This window comes from Bradyrhizobium sp. UFLA03-84, from assembly GCF_002289535.1.
Classification (GTDB): Bacteria; Pseudomonadota; Alphaproteobacteria; order Rhizobiales; family Xanthobacteraceae; genus Bradyrhizobium; species Bradyrhizobium viridifuturi.
On the sequence record NZ_NSJY01000014.1, the window covers coordinates 1,274,139 to 1,286,759 of the forward strand.

Here is a 12,621-nt window from a genome sequence, read left to right on the forward strand (position 1 = left end):
TCGATGGATTACTTGGTCAGTGTGATGTTGGCGCCGCGGAACTGGCTGTCGGCCCTGATCGTGACCGACTGCTTGTTGCCGGCGGTGCGCATCGCGATGTCGGCGTTGAAGCCGGGGGCGCTGGCAACGACCTGGAAGTTGCCGCCGCCGCCGCGACCGCGCAGGTCGCCGCTGACATTGCGGCTCGCCTCGCTCCAATTGCCGGTGAGCGCGCTGCCTTCAGCCTGCACGTCGGCCGCCAGGTTGAACTTGTAGGCGTCGCTAGCGCATGTGAGGTTCATGGTCATCCTGGGGCCGCCGACGTGATAGGTCGCACGGCAGCGAATGCGCTCGCTGGATCCGTCGTCCAGGGTGACCGAACCGGCGCCCGACCAGGTGCCCGCCATGCCGGCGAACGGGGCGGACTGCGCATGGCCAGCATTGCTAGCCAGTGCAGTCACGAAAAACGCGGCGGCTGCAAATGCGGGCCGCCGCGCGATGGCGAAGAAACGCGATACGCTGGTGATCTTACTGACGGGATGCTTCCCATCGGCCGCTGCACGGTACGCCAGCTGATGCCCCATTCCACTTCCCCGATCCGGAGTTGCCACTGAGTTGTCCGTTCGCATATGCACCATTGATCGAGACTCGCACAAGACCCCCACTGCCGACGGTGCCGGAGATCGCCGCGCCCTGCGCCGAGATCTTTCCTTCAGCAACCGTCACGGTCGAGCTCTGCGACGGTTCGCAGCTGCCGGTCTTGGTGACCACAGTGACGTTCCAAAGGCCGTCATAGGGCTGCTGAGCGGTAGCGGGAGCCACGGTGAGCGCAGCAGCCGCGGCGACCGAAGTGACCAAAATCAGGTCGCGAATGCGGATCGAACGCATGAATCAAATCCCTGTCATTTCGTGTGATGACGCGGCTTATCCTGTCACAATGTGTTCAAAATTTGCTGCGTCGCGGGAGTCCCCGAATGTTCCTGTGAACTCAAACACATCATGGTGAATTCAGTTCCGGGGCGGGAACGAAGAATCTGATCCCTGGCCCTCAGTTGTTGGTATTTTGACACCGTCGTCTGGATCAGTGTTTGTCGGGGCTCAGATTGGGCGCCTTGGTCGCAAACTGCTCATCCTGCGGCTTGGCCGGCAGTGCGCCGTTGACCTTGCCGTAGTCGATGACCTCGCCGAGCAGACGCAGGCCGAGCGGCGCGAGCGCGCGCTCCCACAGTTCGCGTGCGGTCTCGCCCTTCTTGACGAACACCCAGTCCTGCGCGGCGATGGCGCCGGCATCCATGCGGTCGGCGAGATGATAGATGCTGCCGCCGGCGATCGGATCGCCTTCCTTGATGGTCCATTCCACCGCTGCGATGCCGCGATGGCGGGGCAGCAGCGACGGGTGGTAGCCGATGCCGCCAAGCTTGGCCACGGCAAGCGCCTCCTTGCTGACGCGGGCGTGGCTGTGGGCAGTCACGATCAGGTCGGTTCCGGGCGCGATCTCGGCGGCTGTCACCAGTTTCGGATCGGCCTGGACCACGACTTCGATGCCGGCCGCCCTGGCCGCCGCCGCCAGCCGGTCCTCGCCGTCATGGACCACCACCCTGACCAGCGTGACGTGGTGCTCGCGCAGCATGTTCAGGGTCGTCACGCCGAAATGGCGGGAACCGACAAGGGTAATGCGCATGGGGATCACTTCCGTGGGGTTTACTCAGGGATTGCTCAGGCGGTTGCTATGCCGATAGCACACCACGGCCGCCTGTTTCGCTGTCCTGCCGCTTATCAACAGGACCGCCGGGTGGCAAATCTCAGGCCGCCGGCTGTTTGCTCGCCAGAACTTTGTCGATGCGCCGGCCGTCGAGATCGACGATCTCGAAGTCCCAGCCCTGCGCGGTGGTCTTCGCGCCGGTGTCGGGGATCGCTCCGAACGCGTGCAGCAGGAAACCGGCCGCGGTCTGGTAGGGGCGCGGCGAGGGCAGCGCGATGCCGAGCAGCTCGCTGAACTCGAGCGCCGGCATCCAGCCCGAGATCAGATAGGAGCCGTCGTCGCGCCTCACATAGGAGGGCTCGGCCGGGCCTTCCTCGGTATGGAAGGCGCCGACGATCGCCTCGAGGATGTCGGCGCTGGTGACGACGCCCTGGAAGGTGCCGTACTCGTCGTGCACGAGGCCGATATGCACCGCGGAGTCGCGCAGGATCGCGACCACGTCGCGGGCGTCGACGGTCTCCGGAATGATCGGCGCATCACGCGTCAGCGCGCGGATGTCGGGCGTCTGGCCGGCGAGGTAGACGTCGAGCACGTCCTTGGCCTGCACGATGCCGAGCGCATGATCGCGGTTGCCGTCGAACACGACGCAGCGCGAGTGATTGCTCTTTTGCAGCGTCGCCAGGATCTCCGGTGCGGGGGCGGCGAGGTCGATCAGGCTGACTTCGTGGCGCGGCGTCATCACGGCGCCGACCGGAAGATCGCCGAGCCGCATCACGCCGGCGATCATCTCCTTTTCGCCGGGCTCGAGCACGCCGGCGTTCTCGGCTTCCACCACCAGCGTCTTGATCTCGTCCTCGCTGACGCGGTCCTGCGCATCCTCGCGATGACCGAGGACCCACAGCAAGAGCTTGCCGGACCGGTCGAGCAGCCACACCAGCGGTAGCGACAGCCGCGCCATCATGGTCATCGCGGGGGCGACCCGCACGGCGATCTGCTCCGGGTCACGCAACGCGATCTGCTTCGGCACCAGCTCGCCGACGATCAGCGAGGCATAGGTGATCACGCCGACGACGATGCCGACGCCGGCAGCGTCGGCGACGTTTGCAGACAGCCCGAGCTCGAACAGCCATTGCGAGAGTCGCTGACCGAGCGTGGCACCGGAAAACGCGCCCGACAGCACGCCGATCAGCGTGATCCCGATCTGCACCGTAGAGAGGAATTTTCCGGGATCGGAGGCCAGCGCAAGCGCGCGGCGCGAACCGCTGACGCCGCGTTCGACCAGCGCCGCAAGGCGCGCCGGACGGGAGGAGACGATCGCGAGCTCCGACATCGACAACAGACCGTTGACGACGATCAAGACCGCCACGATCGCAAGTTCCAGATAAATCACGGGAGTTCCTAAGCTTTGGCGGCGTCGGCCGCGCTCCGACGCCCAATATAGGCATACCGGCGCGATTTTGCTGTGCCTCGTCGGGCGACCCCGCACAAGCAGAGGGTGCGTATGGCGCGCATGCAGCAGGAGATCGCGGCATTTTGGCACGCGGGCTGGTGACACGAGATGCGGCGGTGAATGCCGGCACGCTCCGGCCTTGGCGACGAAAGCGCCGCGACTTCTAGGCCAGGATCCGCAGCTCAGGCTTGGCGAATGTCTTGCCCGCTGCGGCCGGCTGACTCAGCATGTGCCTGGAAGCGGCCTGCAACTGCATGCGCAGATCGGCGTTGCATTGCTTCATCTGGTTGCGCAGCTCGCGGCGGGAGAAGGCGGTGAGCGTGGGGTCCGCAAGCTGCTGCCAGGCGTTGCGGAGCCATTCCTGCAGCTCACGGATGTTCTGGTCCAAAACCTTCTGATCCACGCCGGGCTGGGTCATGCAGCCAAATCCCACGAAGTGATCAGTTGCAAAGTAACGCTGATTCGCGTCGCTTCACCTAGCGCTATGTTGCTTCACGCGCGCGTATGGCGGGGAGATCGGATGCGGCAGGCGTGCCGGCGCCGGCATCAGTGCCAGTCGGTGCACAGCAATCCGGTGCAATCGCGTGCGAGGCGTCGGTCGGCTTCGCACGTCACGGCGACCGATCCGGCCGGCGAACCGGAGAGCAACGCCTCGCTTCCGCGGGTGATGGTCGCGGCGATTGGGAATTCGGAGGGCGGTGGAAGATCACCTGCCGCCCGCGAGCGGCCTAGCGAGGCTGGTTGCCTTCGGGCTTGCCTTCACGCGGAAGCTTGACCGGGACGTGTGGCGAAGTGCTCACCACGCGCGGGCTTCCGTCGGAATGGGTCTGACCGTTGAGCAATGTCTCGAGAACCAAAAAGAACTTTTCAGAAAGCATGGGCGTAGCCCTCGTCGTTCAATGTCCTTATGTCGCGGCGCTCCGCGGAAAATTCGATCAACTAAATGCGAGTCGCATCGGCATGGCGATGCTGCGGCGCAGTGCCTTCGATACGCAATCCGGAAGATTACCGGTGCCGGCGCCGTCACCCCATCGAGGCTTGCGCGAAGTAGTTGCCAAATTCTTAACGATTGCTGGCGCTGCACGTGATGGCACTCACCGTTCCTTCAAGGATGCACGTTAACGATAGGGGTATGGATCGTGACCAGGATATCGACGAGGGATTCGGATCGGCGCTTCGCCGCAACTACGGGCGACTGGCCTGGTGGATCGTGCGGCTCAATCGCGTGTTCGAGCCGTCGCGGATGGCTGATCCCCCGCGTACCGAGCTGCCGTCGCGCACCGCCGTTCCGCCACGGCGGCCCTTGCCGCCGCGCCCCGAATAAACCTCACCAGGATACCGGCGTCTCCTGTATCGGCCGCCCGGCCGTACTGCTATTCCTGCGCCATCCGCGGGCCCCACGGTCCGCCGTTTTTGGGGATGCGGCCGTGCGGCCGCGCTAGCTGCGAGGAACGAACGCAATGATTGAGACGGTTGGCATTATCGGCGCCGGGACCATGGGCAACGGCATCGCGCAGATCTGCGCGGCCGCAGGACTGAACGTGACCATGGTGGATATCTCGGACGCGGCAGTGCAACGCGGCCTGAAGACGGTCGGGAGCAGTCTCGATCGCCTGGTCTCCAAGGAGAAGATGACCGCCGCCGATCGCGACGCGACGCTAGCGCGGATCACCGCGACCACCGACAAGTCGAAGCTTGCCGCCTGCGATCTCGTGATCGAAGCCGCGACCGAGAACGAGGAGCTCAAGGTCAAGATCCTCAGGGATCTCTGCGCCGGGCTGAAGCCGAGTGCGCTGGTCGCGACCAACACCTCGTCGATCTCGATCACCCGCCTTGCGGCCTCGACCGATCGTCCCGACCGATTCATCGGAATGCACTTCTTCAATCCGGTCCCGGTGATGGCGCTGCTCGAACTGATCCGGGGCTTGCAGACCTCGGACGACACGGTCGCCAAGGCCGAAGCGTTCGCCAAGCGCGTCGGCAAGGTCGCGATCACCGCGAAGAACAGCCCGGGCTTTGCGGTCAACCGCATCCTGTGCCCGATGATCAACGAGGCGATCTTCGCGCTGCAGGAAGGCATTGCGACCGCGGAAGAGATCGATGCCGGCATGAAGCTCGGCTGCAACCATCCGATCGGACCGCTCGCGCTCGCCGACCTGATCGGGCTCGACACCATGCTGTCGGTGATGGAGGTGTTCTACACCGGCTTCAACGATCCGAAATATCGGCCGGCGCCGCTGCTGAAGGAGATGGTCGATGCCGGCCATCTCGGCCGCAAGACCGGGCAGGGCTTCTACAGCTACAGCAAGTGACGTCCGCGCGCGGCTGATCCCCGTAGTCATCCGGGATGGATCGCGCGCGCAAGCTCGCGTAACCACGACACCTGATCCGCCACGAGGCGGGGGACATCAGACACGAGGCCCGGTCTCCTAGGCACACCGGGCCTCGTGTTTTTTGTATGTCCCGATCCCATGCGGGGTGTGCCATTGGCGCCCGACGTGCGGCGTGACGCCCGGGTCACAGCTTCTTGAGGCCGTGCGCAGAAACCTCGCAGATCGTGCCGGCGTACCTACATCGAGGGCTGGGTGCCGATCGACGAAGGAAGCAGGATCATGCGCAAGACGAGTTGGGCGATTGTCGCGTTCGCGGCGCTCGGAACGAGCTGGATCGCCGGCTCCGTGCAGCCGGCGGCGGCCGACCCCTACGACTATCCCTGGTGCATCCAGGGCAGGGACGAGGGATATCCCGGCTATTGCGGCTACCAGACCTACGAGCAGTGCCAGGCGTCGGCGTCAGGCCGGGACGCCTATTGCGGCATCAATCCGCGCGTTGCGTTCAGCCAGCAGCGGATCGCGCCGCGGGCGACCCGGTAAAGCACGGTGCGCATGTCGGCCGGGCAGCCATCAGGCACGATGGTTGCATTGGCGATGGCTGGACAATTCCCCCTGCGTTGGAGAGCACATGGGCGAGATCATCAGGTTCATCTCGAAGTCTGAACTGGAGCGTGCGCGCCTGATCCGCGAGGCCCGGGCCAACTACGAGCGGATCTTTCCATCGGTCGATTCGGCCGATGCGCAGGGCGCCGCGGTAGAGGGCGACGGCAGCGAGGCGACGTCGAAGCCGTAGCAATCATTGCCCGGGGACAAGGCGGACGCCGCGATGTGGAAGCAGACCTGGCAGCGCTTGTGGCAGCGGTGGTGGCAGACGTGGACGATCGATAAGCCGGCCGCGCTCGGCGACTGGCTATGGCTGGTCCTGGTCGTCGAGCTCGCCGCCTTGCTGGATCGGCTGACCTTGCGGAAGCTGATCGCGTTGATCCCGGTCGTCATCCTGATCGTCGCCTATTTGCACCGGATTCCGCTTCCTCCCGAATTGATGCTGGTTGGCGATGCGCTGGCCTATATCGACATCTTCTCGATGATCTTCCTGATCGGCGTGTTCACGCGTCTCGCGACCGTCATGGCGGTCGTGAGGCAGGCCATCGCGTTCGTTCGCGACATCGCGGGGCGCTTGCCGAAGGCGCTGCACAGGCTCGACATGCGTCATCGCCGTGCGACCGACAGCGCGCGCCGCAGGCGGCTCACGCGCGCCGGGAATGACGATGATGACGGCGCCGTCGTCGCTGGCCTGGCCTGGGCCTAGGCGGTGCGGCGATGAGAAACGCGATTGCGCGGCCTAACGGGACCGGTGGTCCGCTTGATCGCCGTCACCGGCTACGAGCCGGGCAGGGCTGCTCGCGGACGAGGTGTCCTGGCTGCGCCGGTGCGAGCTCGACAGATCGGTCGGCCCCTGCCGGGAGCGATGAAACGCGAAGCCCATTTGGACACTCCAGATACCGAACAGCAGAGCGCCTGCCACGCAGGCTGCCACGAAGACCCAATCGCGTTTCTTCATCTGGTTCAACAAAGCCAACTCAGCGCTGCGCCGTCGCCATCCTCGAGAAGATGCCCCTGCACTCCGGTCGAGAGTTGCTGCGTCCGAAGCAAGACTCACGCATACTGAAGCGATCGGGTGCGCTTGTCGATCAGCCCGGTGCGGCGTCCGCGCCCGGTGCGCGTCCGCGTCCGGCGCGCATCCGCGCGGGTCACGGAGCGGTGATTATCAAATCATGCGTTCAGCAACATTCCGACCAGATAGTCCGGCGTTCGCAACAATCTTGCCAAACTTTCACTAGGCCGTTGGCGCAGTGAGTTCGAAACTGCAGAACGTAATCGGACGAATCGCAATGACTGAACTTGAGGAGCTTCGATACTTCGAGCACCAGTGCCTGGAAATGGCCAAGCAGTCGACGCTGCCGGATGCTCGACGTGCGCTCCAGATCCTGGCCCGCAACTACGCCACGGCGGCCGAAATGCTCGAACGGCGCGCGCAGTCCGCCAACACGGCGCTCGCCCAATTGTTTCGATGCCTGCGGCTGTGAGCCGCGACGGCCAAACCTAGGGACCGTCGAGATCCTGCTGCCTGACGAGATCCGTCATCAGGACGAGCAGCTCGCGGCCTAGTTGATCACTATCGATCTCTGACGGATTGGCCAGCAGCCCTTCCATCTTGCGCGTCCATACCGGGCCGGCAGTGGAGCCGGCATAGGCCATCGACCAATCGGGGAAGCGTCGCGGCGTAGACGGCCTGAAGGTCAGCAGGGTGATGTTCCGGTGCCTCGGATCGGATTCGATCGCGCCGAAAATCTCCTCGACGGCCGCTCGCTCGCCTTCAAGGACCTGGCAGAAATAACCTTCGCTGAAGAGCAGCGCGCCGGTCACGCCGAGCCTCGCATTCTTCGCGCGCGACTGCGCCAGGATGCTGCGAATGATCTCGCTCGCAGAACTATCGTGCACATTGCTGTTGCTGCGACTGACGTAGATCAAGGCATGCTCGGTCAGCGACATCTCAAATTGCCTCAGCGTGTCAAAAGGGAAGAAGTCCCGCGCTCGACACGCGGCAAAAATGAAAGGGGCCGCGTCACGTCACGGCCCCGACCGGCAAATCTGGAAACTGCGAGCTGGATGGAACCAGTCTCGGTTCCCGGCTGGTAGCGCGGTTCGCGACTGAAGTGGAATCCGGAGAAACACGGGACCGCAAACGGCTCTACCGGTCTTCTGCGCTTGCCTGGCGTGGCGTCGAACGCGTCACAGGTTGAACAGGCGTTCATGAAAGTTCCGCAGGAAAGTTTCGAACCTGTTCCTGCAACATGCGCGGACGCCAGCCGTTAGCAGGGTACTGGAAAGGAGGATGTCATGACGAAGTTGACTTACGCTCTTGCTGCAGCGGCAGCCCTCTCGATAGCGGCACCCACCATCGCCAGCGCGCAAGGTGTCGGCGTCTATATCGGCAGCAGCCCCGGCTATTACGGCTATCGATATGACGGCCCGCGTGTTTACCGGGAGCACGATCGCGGCTGGCACCACGGCTGGTACCATCATCGCGATGACTACCGTGACCGCGGCGTCGTCATCCGTGGTCGTGACTGGGACGACGATTAGCGGATGCCGGACGCATCTCGCACGATCAGCACAATCCAGGGAGGCCTCGCTTCGGCGAGGCCTTTCCGTGTCGGCATTGTCGGCGAGCTCAACACAGGGACGCCGCCGTCGTGCGAACAACGTTTCATTAACCCGACTCACCCACGTTCATGTTGGGCCGTCTGGATGGGCCGCTATGCAGAAGGCCGTCACGAGGTGCTCCGTGGCGGCCTTTTGCGTCCCGACAGTGCTGAGGGAGACGACCGATGGACTACGGCGCCTTCACCGACGCCAGCCTGAAGATGATGTACGAGGCCGTCCGCGGCGCGCTCAAGGCCGACGATGAATTCGAGGCGAGCGGCGAGGAGCCGAAATTCCGCGTCCGCGCGACGCCGGAGTGGAAGCGACATGCCGGCAGCCTCGAGGCGGAGATGCTGAAGCGAGGGCTTCAGGTCGATATCATCGACTGGACAGGCGGGCAGGGCGAGCTGCCGTTGTCATCCTGAACGACGTCGACCTCGATCGACGCTGACCTCGCCGCTGCGTTCAGCGCTGTGCGATTGATTCCGCAGCAGCACCAACGCCCATTCTACCCTTTGGGAATCGGTTTCCCTCCCGCAGGACTTATCGGCTTCGGATCCGCCAGGGGCGGAGGGCTGATGGACGGAAACGGAATCTGATCTGTTTCGTTGGTTGATCTTGCCGGTCGTGTCCTGGGACGAACCTCGTCGTCCAATGACGGACAAGTCTTCTCCCAGCCCGGACCATAGGCCGTGTCCAGAAAATCGACCTGATCCGTCGCGAAGGTCTGCACGATCCGCTGCCTGCTGCAGGCGGAGACGATTGTGCTTCTCGGCTCCTTGCCGAGCGGACCTGTCAGCGAATAGCGCAATGTCACCGGCGCGCCGCAGCGATTGACGACGGTCCATGTCTGCAAGGTACCGTCCTTCGTCTTAATCGGGCCCGTGAGGCAGCTTTGTGCATTGGCAGTTGCGGCAAATGCGCAAGGCGCAAGCCAGACTGCGACGGCCCTGGCGAGTTTCATGTGCCGGCTCCTCACGCACGAAGACCCACGGAAACAATCCGTGTGGGCATATTGCCCGGATTGCCGGCGCTGTTGCGGCGACGATACAGAGGTACGAGCGCAACGATGCTAACCAACCTGCATCTGAACCAGGATGGGGTTGTGTCGTGTCGGGATCTGATCAGTGGAACGGTGCGAATAGTTCGTACTCGTCTGCCCAGGCGCCGCAGCTGCGCGATGAGCAGCAGCAGTTCGACCACTATCACAAGTTCGACGACGCCATCGCGCGATCGGCGCAGGGTAGCTCGAAAACCGTAATCTGGGATCGCTACAACCCGCCGGTTCGTTGATCTCTTCAGCGGCCGGGCATCCCGTCGGCCGCGGCATGCTGTTCCGACCGTCCCGAAAAAGTACGCCGCCGGGCCCGAAATGATTTGTCCCGGCGGCGCCCTGTTTCAATCTGGGGACTGCAATCCCAGCAGAGAACGTAATCGCAAGTTCAGTGCCAGTCGGATCAGCCTGGCTCAGGTTTGCCGGCCACCGTTCATCACGTCGGCACCTATCGCCGCACGAAGCAGGCCAAGCCGAGCACGTGTGCACGATCCGAGCTGACTTCCGGCTGGCTTGGGTCTTTCTGTCTTAAGTGATTGATTTAATTGGTGAGTGCGGAGGGACGCGCGCCCTCGACCCGTGATTAATCCGGAATGCTCCGGGCGTCTGCTTCAATGACCAGAGCGATGATCCCGCGTACCTGTTTCGGGGTAAGTGCTGGCTCCGCAGGCATAGCTCACTCCGCAGTGTCGGCCGTTGTCAGGGCGCGGCGCGTTAGTGACGGTCACTCCGCCTTCCCCCTGCGCGGAGCCACGATGGTCGCGGACTGAGGCAACTTGTGGCGCAGCGAAAGAATGAGCGCTCATGCCTCCGCCACCGCCGTGACCACCTGCGAACGCCGACGATCCCGAGAGAAACGTGATGGTCATACCAACGGCAACAATAAACTTGTTCATCTGATCGCTCCCTTTGCTGACCGGATCATTCCGGCGATGGGAGGACCTTATGCGCAGGCCTCGACGCGCGATGTGACCGACGTCACGTTCGCCTGAGGGAGCTGTCCTCGGCGAGTTCCGCATAGATCAATAGCGAATTGTACAGGACAATTTGCGGACGCTCTCCTGCACGCAGCGGCACGCTACAGCTTGGGCGAAGTTTTCACCTCTGGCAGAGGTGACTTTCTAGGGAGGCTGGTTGGCTATATCCGGAATGGCGAGAAGAGCCCCGCTTTCGGCGGCGGCAATCCACTCGGCATCACATCCGACTTCCTGAAGAGAGCCATTGGCTTGCAGCCAAGTGTCGCTCAACCAAGGATGAAAGGGCAAGCAGTGGTTCTACGGGGCGCGATTTGAGAACTGGTTCACAAACGGCGCCCTCGATGGCTGCTAGAGCGACCTCGCTGGGGGATTTCAGGGGCCCAGTAACAGGCGCCGTCGGGACAGCCCATTTCGAGCCCGGCGGCGTAATTTTTTATGGGCTGTTGGTGGTGATGATGAGCAAGTTGTTCAGGACAGGCGTGGAGCAGAACGCCACCACAAGAGCAATGTTGTACGGGTTGTTGCTACGCCAAAGCAGCCACATCATGAAATAGGTTAAGGCCAGCTTCGGCATAAGCCACCAAGGACCTAGCCATGTTTGCGCAATGTGCATAAACGGGTTCGACTCGCCACCGCCGGTAGTCAAAATTATATTGGTGGTGAAGAGATCGGCTAGCCCGAGAAGTAAAACGGCGAGCACCAGAAGCGTCTTGGCTACGTAACCGGGCCCTAAGATGATTTCGTAGGCGAATGCGACCCCCTCAGGATCGTTCTGCTTGAACCAAGACTGCGCGGCGTCACTTGTTGCAAAGAGCTTTAGATGCTGAGGGTCGCCAACGTTCTTGCTTGTATCAGTGTAGGCCCAAATCTTCATATCGCCATCTCAAATAAGCAAACCAACTTTAAAGCCGCAGCTTTGCGCATTTGGGCATGTGCTGCAGCAGGATGTGCGCCGCGTGGTGGCCGCTATTCGTCGCGTTTGAATTTAATCGGTCCAAGTACGGTCTCCGCACCGCTCGCATTCAAACGTATGAATGACAACTCCGCTTTCAGATTCCATGATCGTTCTGACGAGGGTGAGTTTCGCTCCGCAAAAGCGGCAGTCATGATGTGATCGGTCCGGGACAGTTGCGATCTTCTCAGCTCGAAATAGATCCACGGTGCCGCGCAATCGGTTTTGGAAATGGTGCCGCTCTCGCATTCGCGAAACCGGAATGCGCTGTACTTCCAATTGTCAGGCGGGAGCTCGATTAACGCCGGGCGGCCCACGTAGGCCGCCAAAGCATAGCCTGCCATTCGCGACGGGTCCGAGGCCCATGGAGTCATACTCCTGAAACCCACGCTACGGCGATTCACGCCCGCGGGGTGTGGCGCAATCCACACTGTGGACAACAATGCAATTTACTCGGAACGCGCGGCGCGACGCTTGCCCGCAGGCAGCGGCAGGGAATCCGTCAACATCTGCCTTAGATTTTCAGCCTGTTCCTTCGTCAGCTTCTCCGCGAACCGGCCTCCCTTTTCCAATTGCGCTGGCCCTTTGAGTTCTCGATCGTAGACCATCCAGCCGGAGCCTCCTGTCCGAACGAGAAACCTAGCCTTTTGAGATGCTGTGCTGTTCAACGATACCTCCCCATTGATCCGGGGTGCCGTCTCAAAAATACACCGCCTAGCGGCGTCTATTCCTGGGACACTAAATCCTCAGCAGGAAATCTAATGCAGGGGGCGTGCCATCGATTGGGTGGGTGTCGCGGACGGAGCCTTGACCGATTGATGGTGGGTGGAACGTTGCTGCCCGCTAGGCTTCGTGGATTGCCGCCGGGACGCGAAGCAGCTGTAGTTGCAATCATGAGCGACCACCCAACCAAGATCACGTTCGGCGAAATGCGCAAAACGAGCGCGACGCGCATCATCGTGTTCTG

At 62.6% G+C, this 12,621-nt stretch carries 20 protein-coding genes; 10 read left to right on the top strand and 10 right to left on the bottom strand.

Features of this window, described 5'->3' with window-relative positions:
- Positions 1-8 precede the first annotated feature (8 nt).
- The 5 genes from CK489_RS27590 to CK489_RS27610 all read right to left on the bottom strand — a co-directional run bounded on the left by CK489_RS27590 (position 9) and on the right by CK489_RS27610 (position 3,549).
- Positions 9-563: a hypothetical protein gene (locus CK489_RS27590; protein WP_050630808.1), complete on the bottom strand. Its 555-nt coding sequence runs from the start codon at positions 561-563 to the stop codon at positions 9-11.
- Positions 508-867 carry a hypothetical protein gene (locus tag CK489_RS27595; RefSeq protein WP_245350513.1) on the bottom strand — a complete coding sequence of 120 codons (360 nt, stop codon included), beginning with the start codon at positions 865-867 and terminating at the stop codon, positions 508-510. The genes CK489_RS27590 and CK489_RS27595 overlap by 56 nt, the downstream gene beginning before the upstream one ends.
- A gap of 193 nt (positions 868-1,060) precedes the next feature.
- A complete protein-coding gene (locus tag CK489_RS27600) occupies positions 1,061-1,660 on the bottom strand; it encodes a formyltransferase family protein (RefSeq protein ID WP_095734476.1) in 600 nt (199 codons plus the stop codon).
- A 121-nt stretch (positions 1,661-1,781) separates the two neighbouring features.
- Positions 1,782-3,071: a hemolysin family protein gene (locus CK489_RS27605; RefSeq protein ID WP_095734477.1), complete on the bottom strand. Its 1,290-nt coding sequence runs from the start codon at positions 3,069-3,071 to the stop codon at positions 1,782-1,784.
- A 223-nt stretch (positions 3,072-3,294) separates the two neighbouring features.
- Positions 3,295-3,549, bottom strand: coding sequence for a hypothetical protein (locus tag CK489_RS27610; protein WP_050630805.1), 255 nt, complete (start codon positions 3,547-3,549; stop codon positions 3,295-3,297).
- Positions 3,550-4,263: 714 nt separating this feature from the next.
- On the opposite strand from CK489_RS27610, the gene CK489_RS27615 reads away from it, so the two are divergent.
- The 6 genes from CK489_RS27615 (at position 4,264) to CK489_RS27640 (ending at position 7,551) form a co-directional block, all read left to right on the top strand.
- Positions 4,264-4,455, top strand: a complete 192-nt coding sequence (locus CK489_RS27615) for a hypothetical protein (RefSeq protein ID WP_050426568.1) — start codon at positions 4,264-4,266, stop codon at positions 4,453-4,455.
- A 136-nt stretch (positions 4,456-4,591) separates the two neighbouring features.
- On the top strand, positions 4,592-5,443 hold the full coding sequence (locus CK489_RS27620; protein ID WP_050630804.1) for a 3-hydroxybutyryl-CoA dehydrogenase: 852 nt from the start codon (positions 4,592-4,594) through the stop codon (positions 5,441-5,443).
- A 300-nt stretch (positions 5,444-5,743) separates the two neighbouring features.
- Positions 5,744-6,004 carry a DUF3551 domain-containing protein gene (locus CK489_RS27625; protein ID WP_050630821.1) on the top strand — a complete coding sequence of 87 codons (261 nt, stop codon included), beginning with the start codon at positions 5,744-5,746 and terminating at the stop codon, positions 6,002-6,004.
- A gap of 88 nt (positions 6,005-6,092) precedes the next feature.
- Positions 6,093-6,257 carry a hypothetical protein gene (locus tag CK489_RS41875; protein ID WP_167350186.1) on the top strand — a complete coding sequence of 55 codons (165 nt, stop codon included), beginning with the start codon at positions 6,093-6,095 and terminating at the stop codon, positions 6,255-6,257.
- A gap of 33 nt (positions 6,258-6,290) precedes the next feature.
- Positions 6,291-6,773, top strand: coding sequence for a hypothetical protein (locus tag CK489_RS27630; RefSeq protein ID WP_095734478.1), 483 nt, complete (start codon positions 6,291-6,293; stop codon positions 6,771-6,773).
- A gap of 583 nt (positions 6,774-7,356) precedes the next feature.
- Positions 7,357-7,551 (top strand): hypothetical protein, encoded by a 195-nt coding sequence (locus tag CK489_RS27640; RefSeq protein WP_050630801.1) that lies wholly within the window; start codon positions 7,357-7,359, stop codon positions 7,549-7,551.
- 16 nt (positions 7,552-7,567) lie between these two features.
- On the opposite strand, the gene CK489_RS27645 is transcribed toward CK489_RS27640, so the two are convergent.
- Positions 7,568-8,017 (bottom strand): BLUF domain-containing protein, encoded by a 450-nt coding sequence (locus CK489_RS27645; RefSeq protein WP_095734479.1) that lies wholly within the window; start codon positions 8,015-8,017, stop codon positions 7,568-7,570.
- 348 nt (positions 8,018-8,365) lie between these two features.
- On the opposite strand from CK489_RS27645, the gene CK489_RS27650 reads away from it, so the two are divergent.
- Positions 8,366-8,611, top strand: a complete 246-nt coding sequence (locus tag CK489_RS27650) for a hypothetical protein (RefSeq protein ID WP_094194240.1) — start codon at positions 8,366-8,368, stop codon at positions 8,609-8,611.
- 245 nt (positions 8,612-8,856) lie between these two features.
- Complete coding sequence (locus tag CK489_RS27655; protein ID WP_050630799.1) at positions 8,857-9,096, top strand: hypothetical protein; 240 nt, start codon at positions 8,857-8,859, stop codon at positions 9,094-9,096.
- Positions 9,097-9,179: 83 nt separating this feature from the next.
- Here the strand turns inward: CK489_RS27655 and CK489_RS40980 are convergent, their stop codons facing one another.
- Entirely contained in the window at positions 9,180-9,635 is a 456-nt protein-coding gene (locus CK489_RS40980) for a hypothetical protein (protein WP_143278232.1), read from the bottom strand.
- 146 nt (positions 9,636-9,781) lie between these two features.
- On the opposite strand from CK489_RS40980, the gene CK489_RS40985 reads away from it, so the two are divergent.
- Entirely contained in the window at positions 9,782-9,964 is a 183-nt protein-coding gene (locus CK489_RS40985; protein ID WP_143278233.1) for a hypothetical protein, read from the top strand.
- A gap of 555 nt (positions 9,965-10,519) precedes the next feature.
- Complete coding sequence (locus CK489_RS40990) at positions 10,520-10,717, top strand: hypothetical protein (RefSeq protein ID WP_128089646.1); 198 nt, start codon at positions 10,520-10,522, stop codon at positions 10,715-10,717.
- A gap of 418 nt (positions 10,718-11,135) precedes the next feature.
- Here CK489_RS40990 and CK489_RS27660 read toward each other — a convergent pair whose 3' ends face one another.
- From CK489_RS27660 to CK489_RS41880, 3 genes are all read right to left on the bottom strand, one after another.
- Positions 11,136-11,576 carry a DUF5658 family protein gene (locus CK489_RS27660; protein ID WP_050630797.1) on the bottom strand — a complete coding sequence of 147 codons (441 nt, stop codon included), beginning with the start codon at positions 11,574-11,576 and terminating at the stop codon, positions 11,136-11,138.
- A 92-nt stretch (positions 11,577-11,668) separates the two neighbouring features.
- Positions 11,669-11,998 carry a hypothetical protein gene (locus tag CK489_RS40995; protein ID WP_143278234.1) on the bottom strand — a complete coding sequence of 110 codons (330 nt, stop codon included), beginning with the start codon at positions 11,996-11,998 and terminating at the stop codon, positions 11,669-11,671.
- 105 nt (positions 11,999-12,103) lie between these two features.
- Positions 12,104-12,262: a hypothetical protein gene (locus CK489_RS41880; protein WP_198961035.1), complete on the bottom strand. Its 159-nt coding sequence runs from the start codon at positions 12,260-12,262 to the stop codon at positions 12,104-12,106.
- Positions 12,263-12,621 lie beyond the last annotated feature (359 nt).

Excerpts from the sequence above, each read along its gene's own strand:
- CK489_RS27590 (WP_050630808.1), bottom strand. The coding sequence starts at position 563 with ATGGGGCATCAGCTGGCGTACCGTGCAGCGGCCGATGGGAAGCATCCC.
- CK489_RS27595 (WP_245350513.1), bottom strand. The coding sequence starts at position 867 with ATGCGTTCGATCCGCATTCGCGACCTGATTTTGGTCACTTCGGTCGCC.
- CK489_RS27600 (WP_095734476.1), bottom strand. The coding sequence starts at position 1,660 with ATGCGCATTACCCTTGTCGGTTCCCGCCATTTCGGCGTGACGACCCTG.
- CK489_RS27610 (WP_050630805.1), bottom strand. The coding sequence starts at position 3,549 with ATGACCCAGCCCGGCGTGGATCAGAAGGTTTTGGACCAGAACATCCGT.
- CK489_RS27615 (WP_050426568.1), top strand. The coding sequence starts at position 4,264 with ATGGATCGTGACCAGGATATCGACGAGGGATTCGGATCGGCGCTTCGC.
- CK489_RS27620 (WP_050630804.1), top strand. The coding sequence starts at position 4,592 with ATGATTGAGACGGTTGGCATTATCGGCGCCGGGACCATGGGCAACGGC.
- CK489_RS27625 (WP_050630821.1), top strand. The coding sequence starts at position 5,744 with ATGCGCAAGACGAGTTGGGCGATTGTCGCGTTCGCGGCGCTCGGAACG.
- CK489_RS41875 (WP_167350186.1), top strand. The coding sequence starts at position 6,093 with ATGGGCGAGATCATCAGGTTCATCTCGAAGTCTGAACTGGAGCGTGCG.
- CK489_RS27630 (WP_095734478.1), top strand. The coding sequence starts at position 6,291 with ATGTGGAAGCAGACCTGGCAGCGCTTGTGGCAGCGGTGGTGGCAGACG.
- CK489_RS27640 (WP_050630801.1), top strand. The coding sequence starts at position 7,357 with ATGACTGAACTTGAGGAGCTTCGATACTTCGAGCACCAGTGCCTGGAA.
- CK489_RS27645 (WP_095734479.1), bottom strand. The coding sequence starts at position 8,017 with ATGTCGCTGACCGAGCATGCCTTGATCTACGTCAGTCGCAGCAACAGC.
- CK489_RS27650 (WP_094194240.1), top strand. The coding sequence starts at position 8,366 with ATGACGAAGTTGACTTACGCTCTTGCTGCAGCGGCAGCCCTCTCGATA.
- CK489_RS27655 (WP_050630799.1), top strand. The coding sequence starts at position 8,857 with ATGGACTACGGCGCCTTCACCGACGCCAGCCTGAAGATGATGTACGAG.
- CK489_RS40980 (WP_143278232.1), bottom strand. The coding sequence starts at position 9,635 with ATGAAACTCGCCAGGGCCGTCGCAGTCTGGCTTGCGCCTTGCGCATTT.
- CK489_RS40990 (WP_128089646.1), top strand. The coding sequence starts at position 10,520 with ATGAGCGCTCATGCCTCCGCCACCGCCGTGACCACCTGCGAACGCCGA.
- CK489_RS27660 (WP_050630797.1), bottom strand. The coding sequence starts at position 11,576 with ATGAAGATTTGGGCCTACACTGATACAAGCAAGAACGTTGGCGACCCT.
- CK489_RS40995 (WP_143278234.1), bottom strand. The coding sequence starts at position 11,998 with ATGGCAGGCTATGCTTTGGCGGCCTACGTGGGCCGCCCGGCGTTAATC.
- CK489_RS41880 (WP_198961035.1), bottom strand. The coding sequence starts at position 12,262 with ATGGTCTACGATCGAGAACTCAAAGGGCCAGCGCAATTGGAAAAGGGA.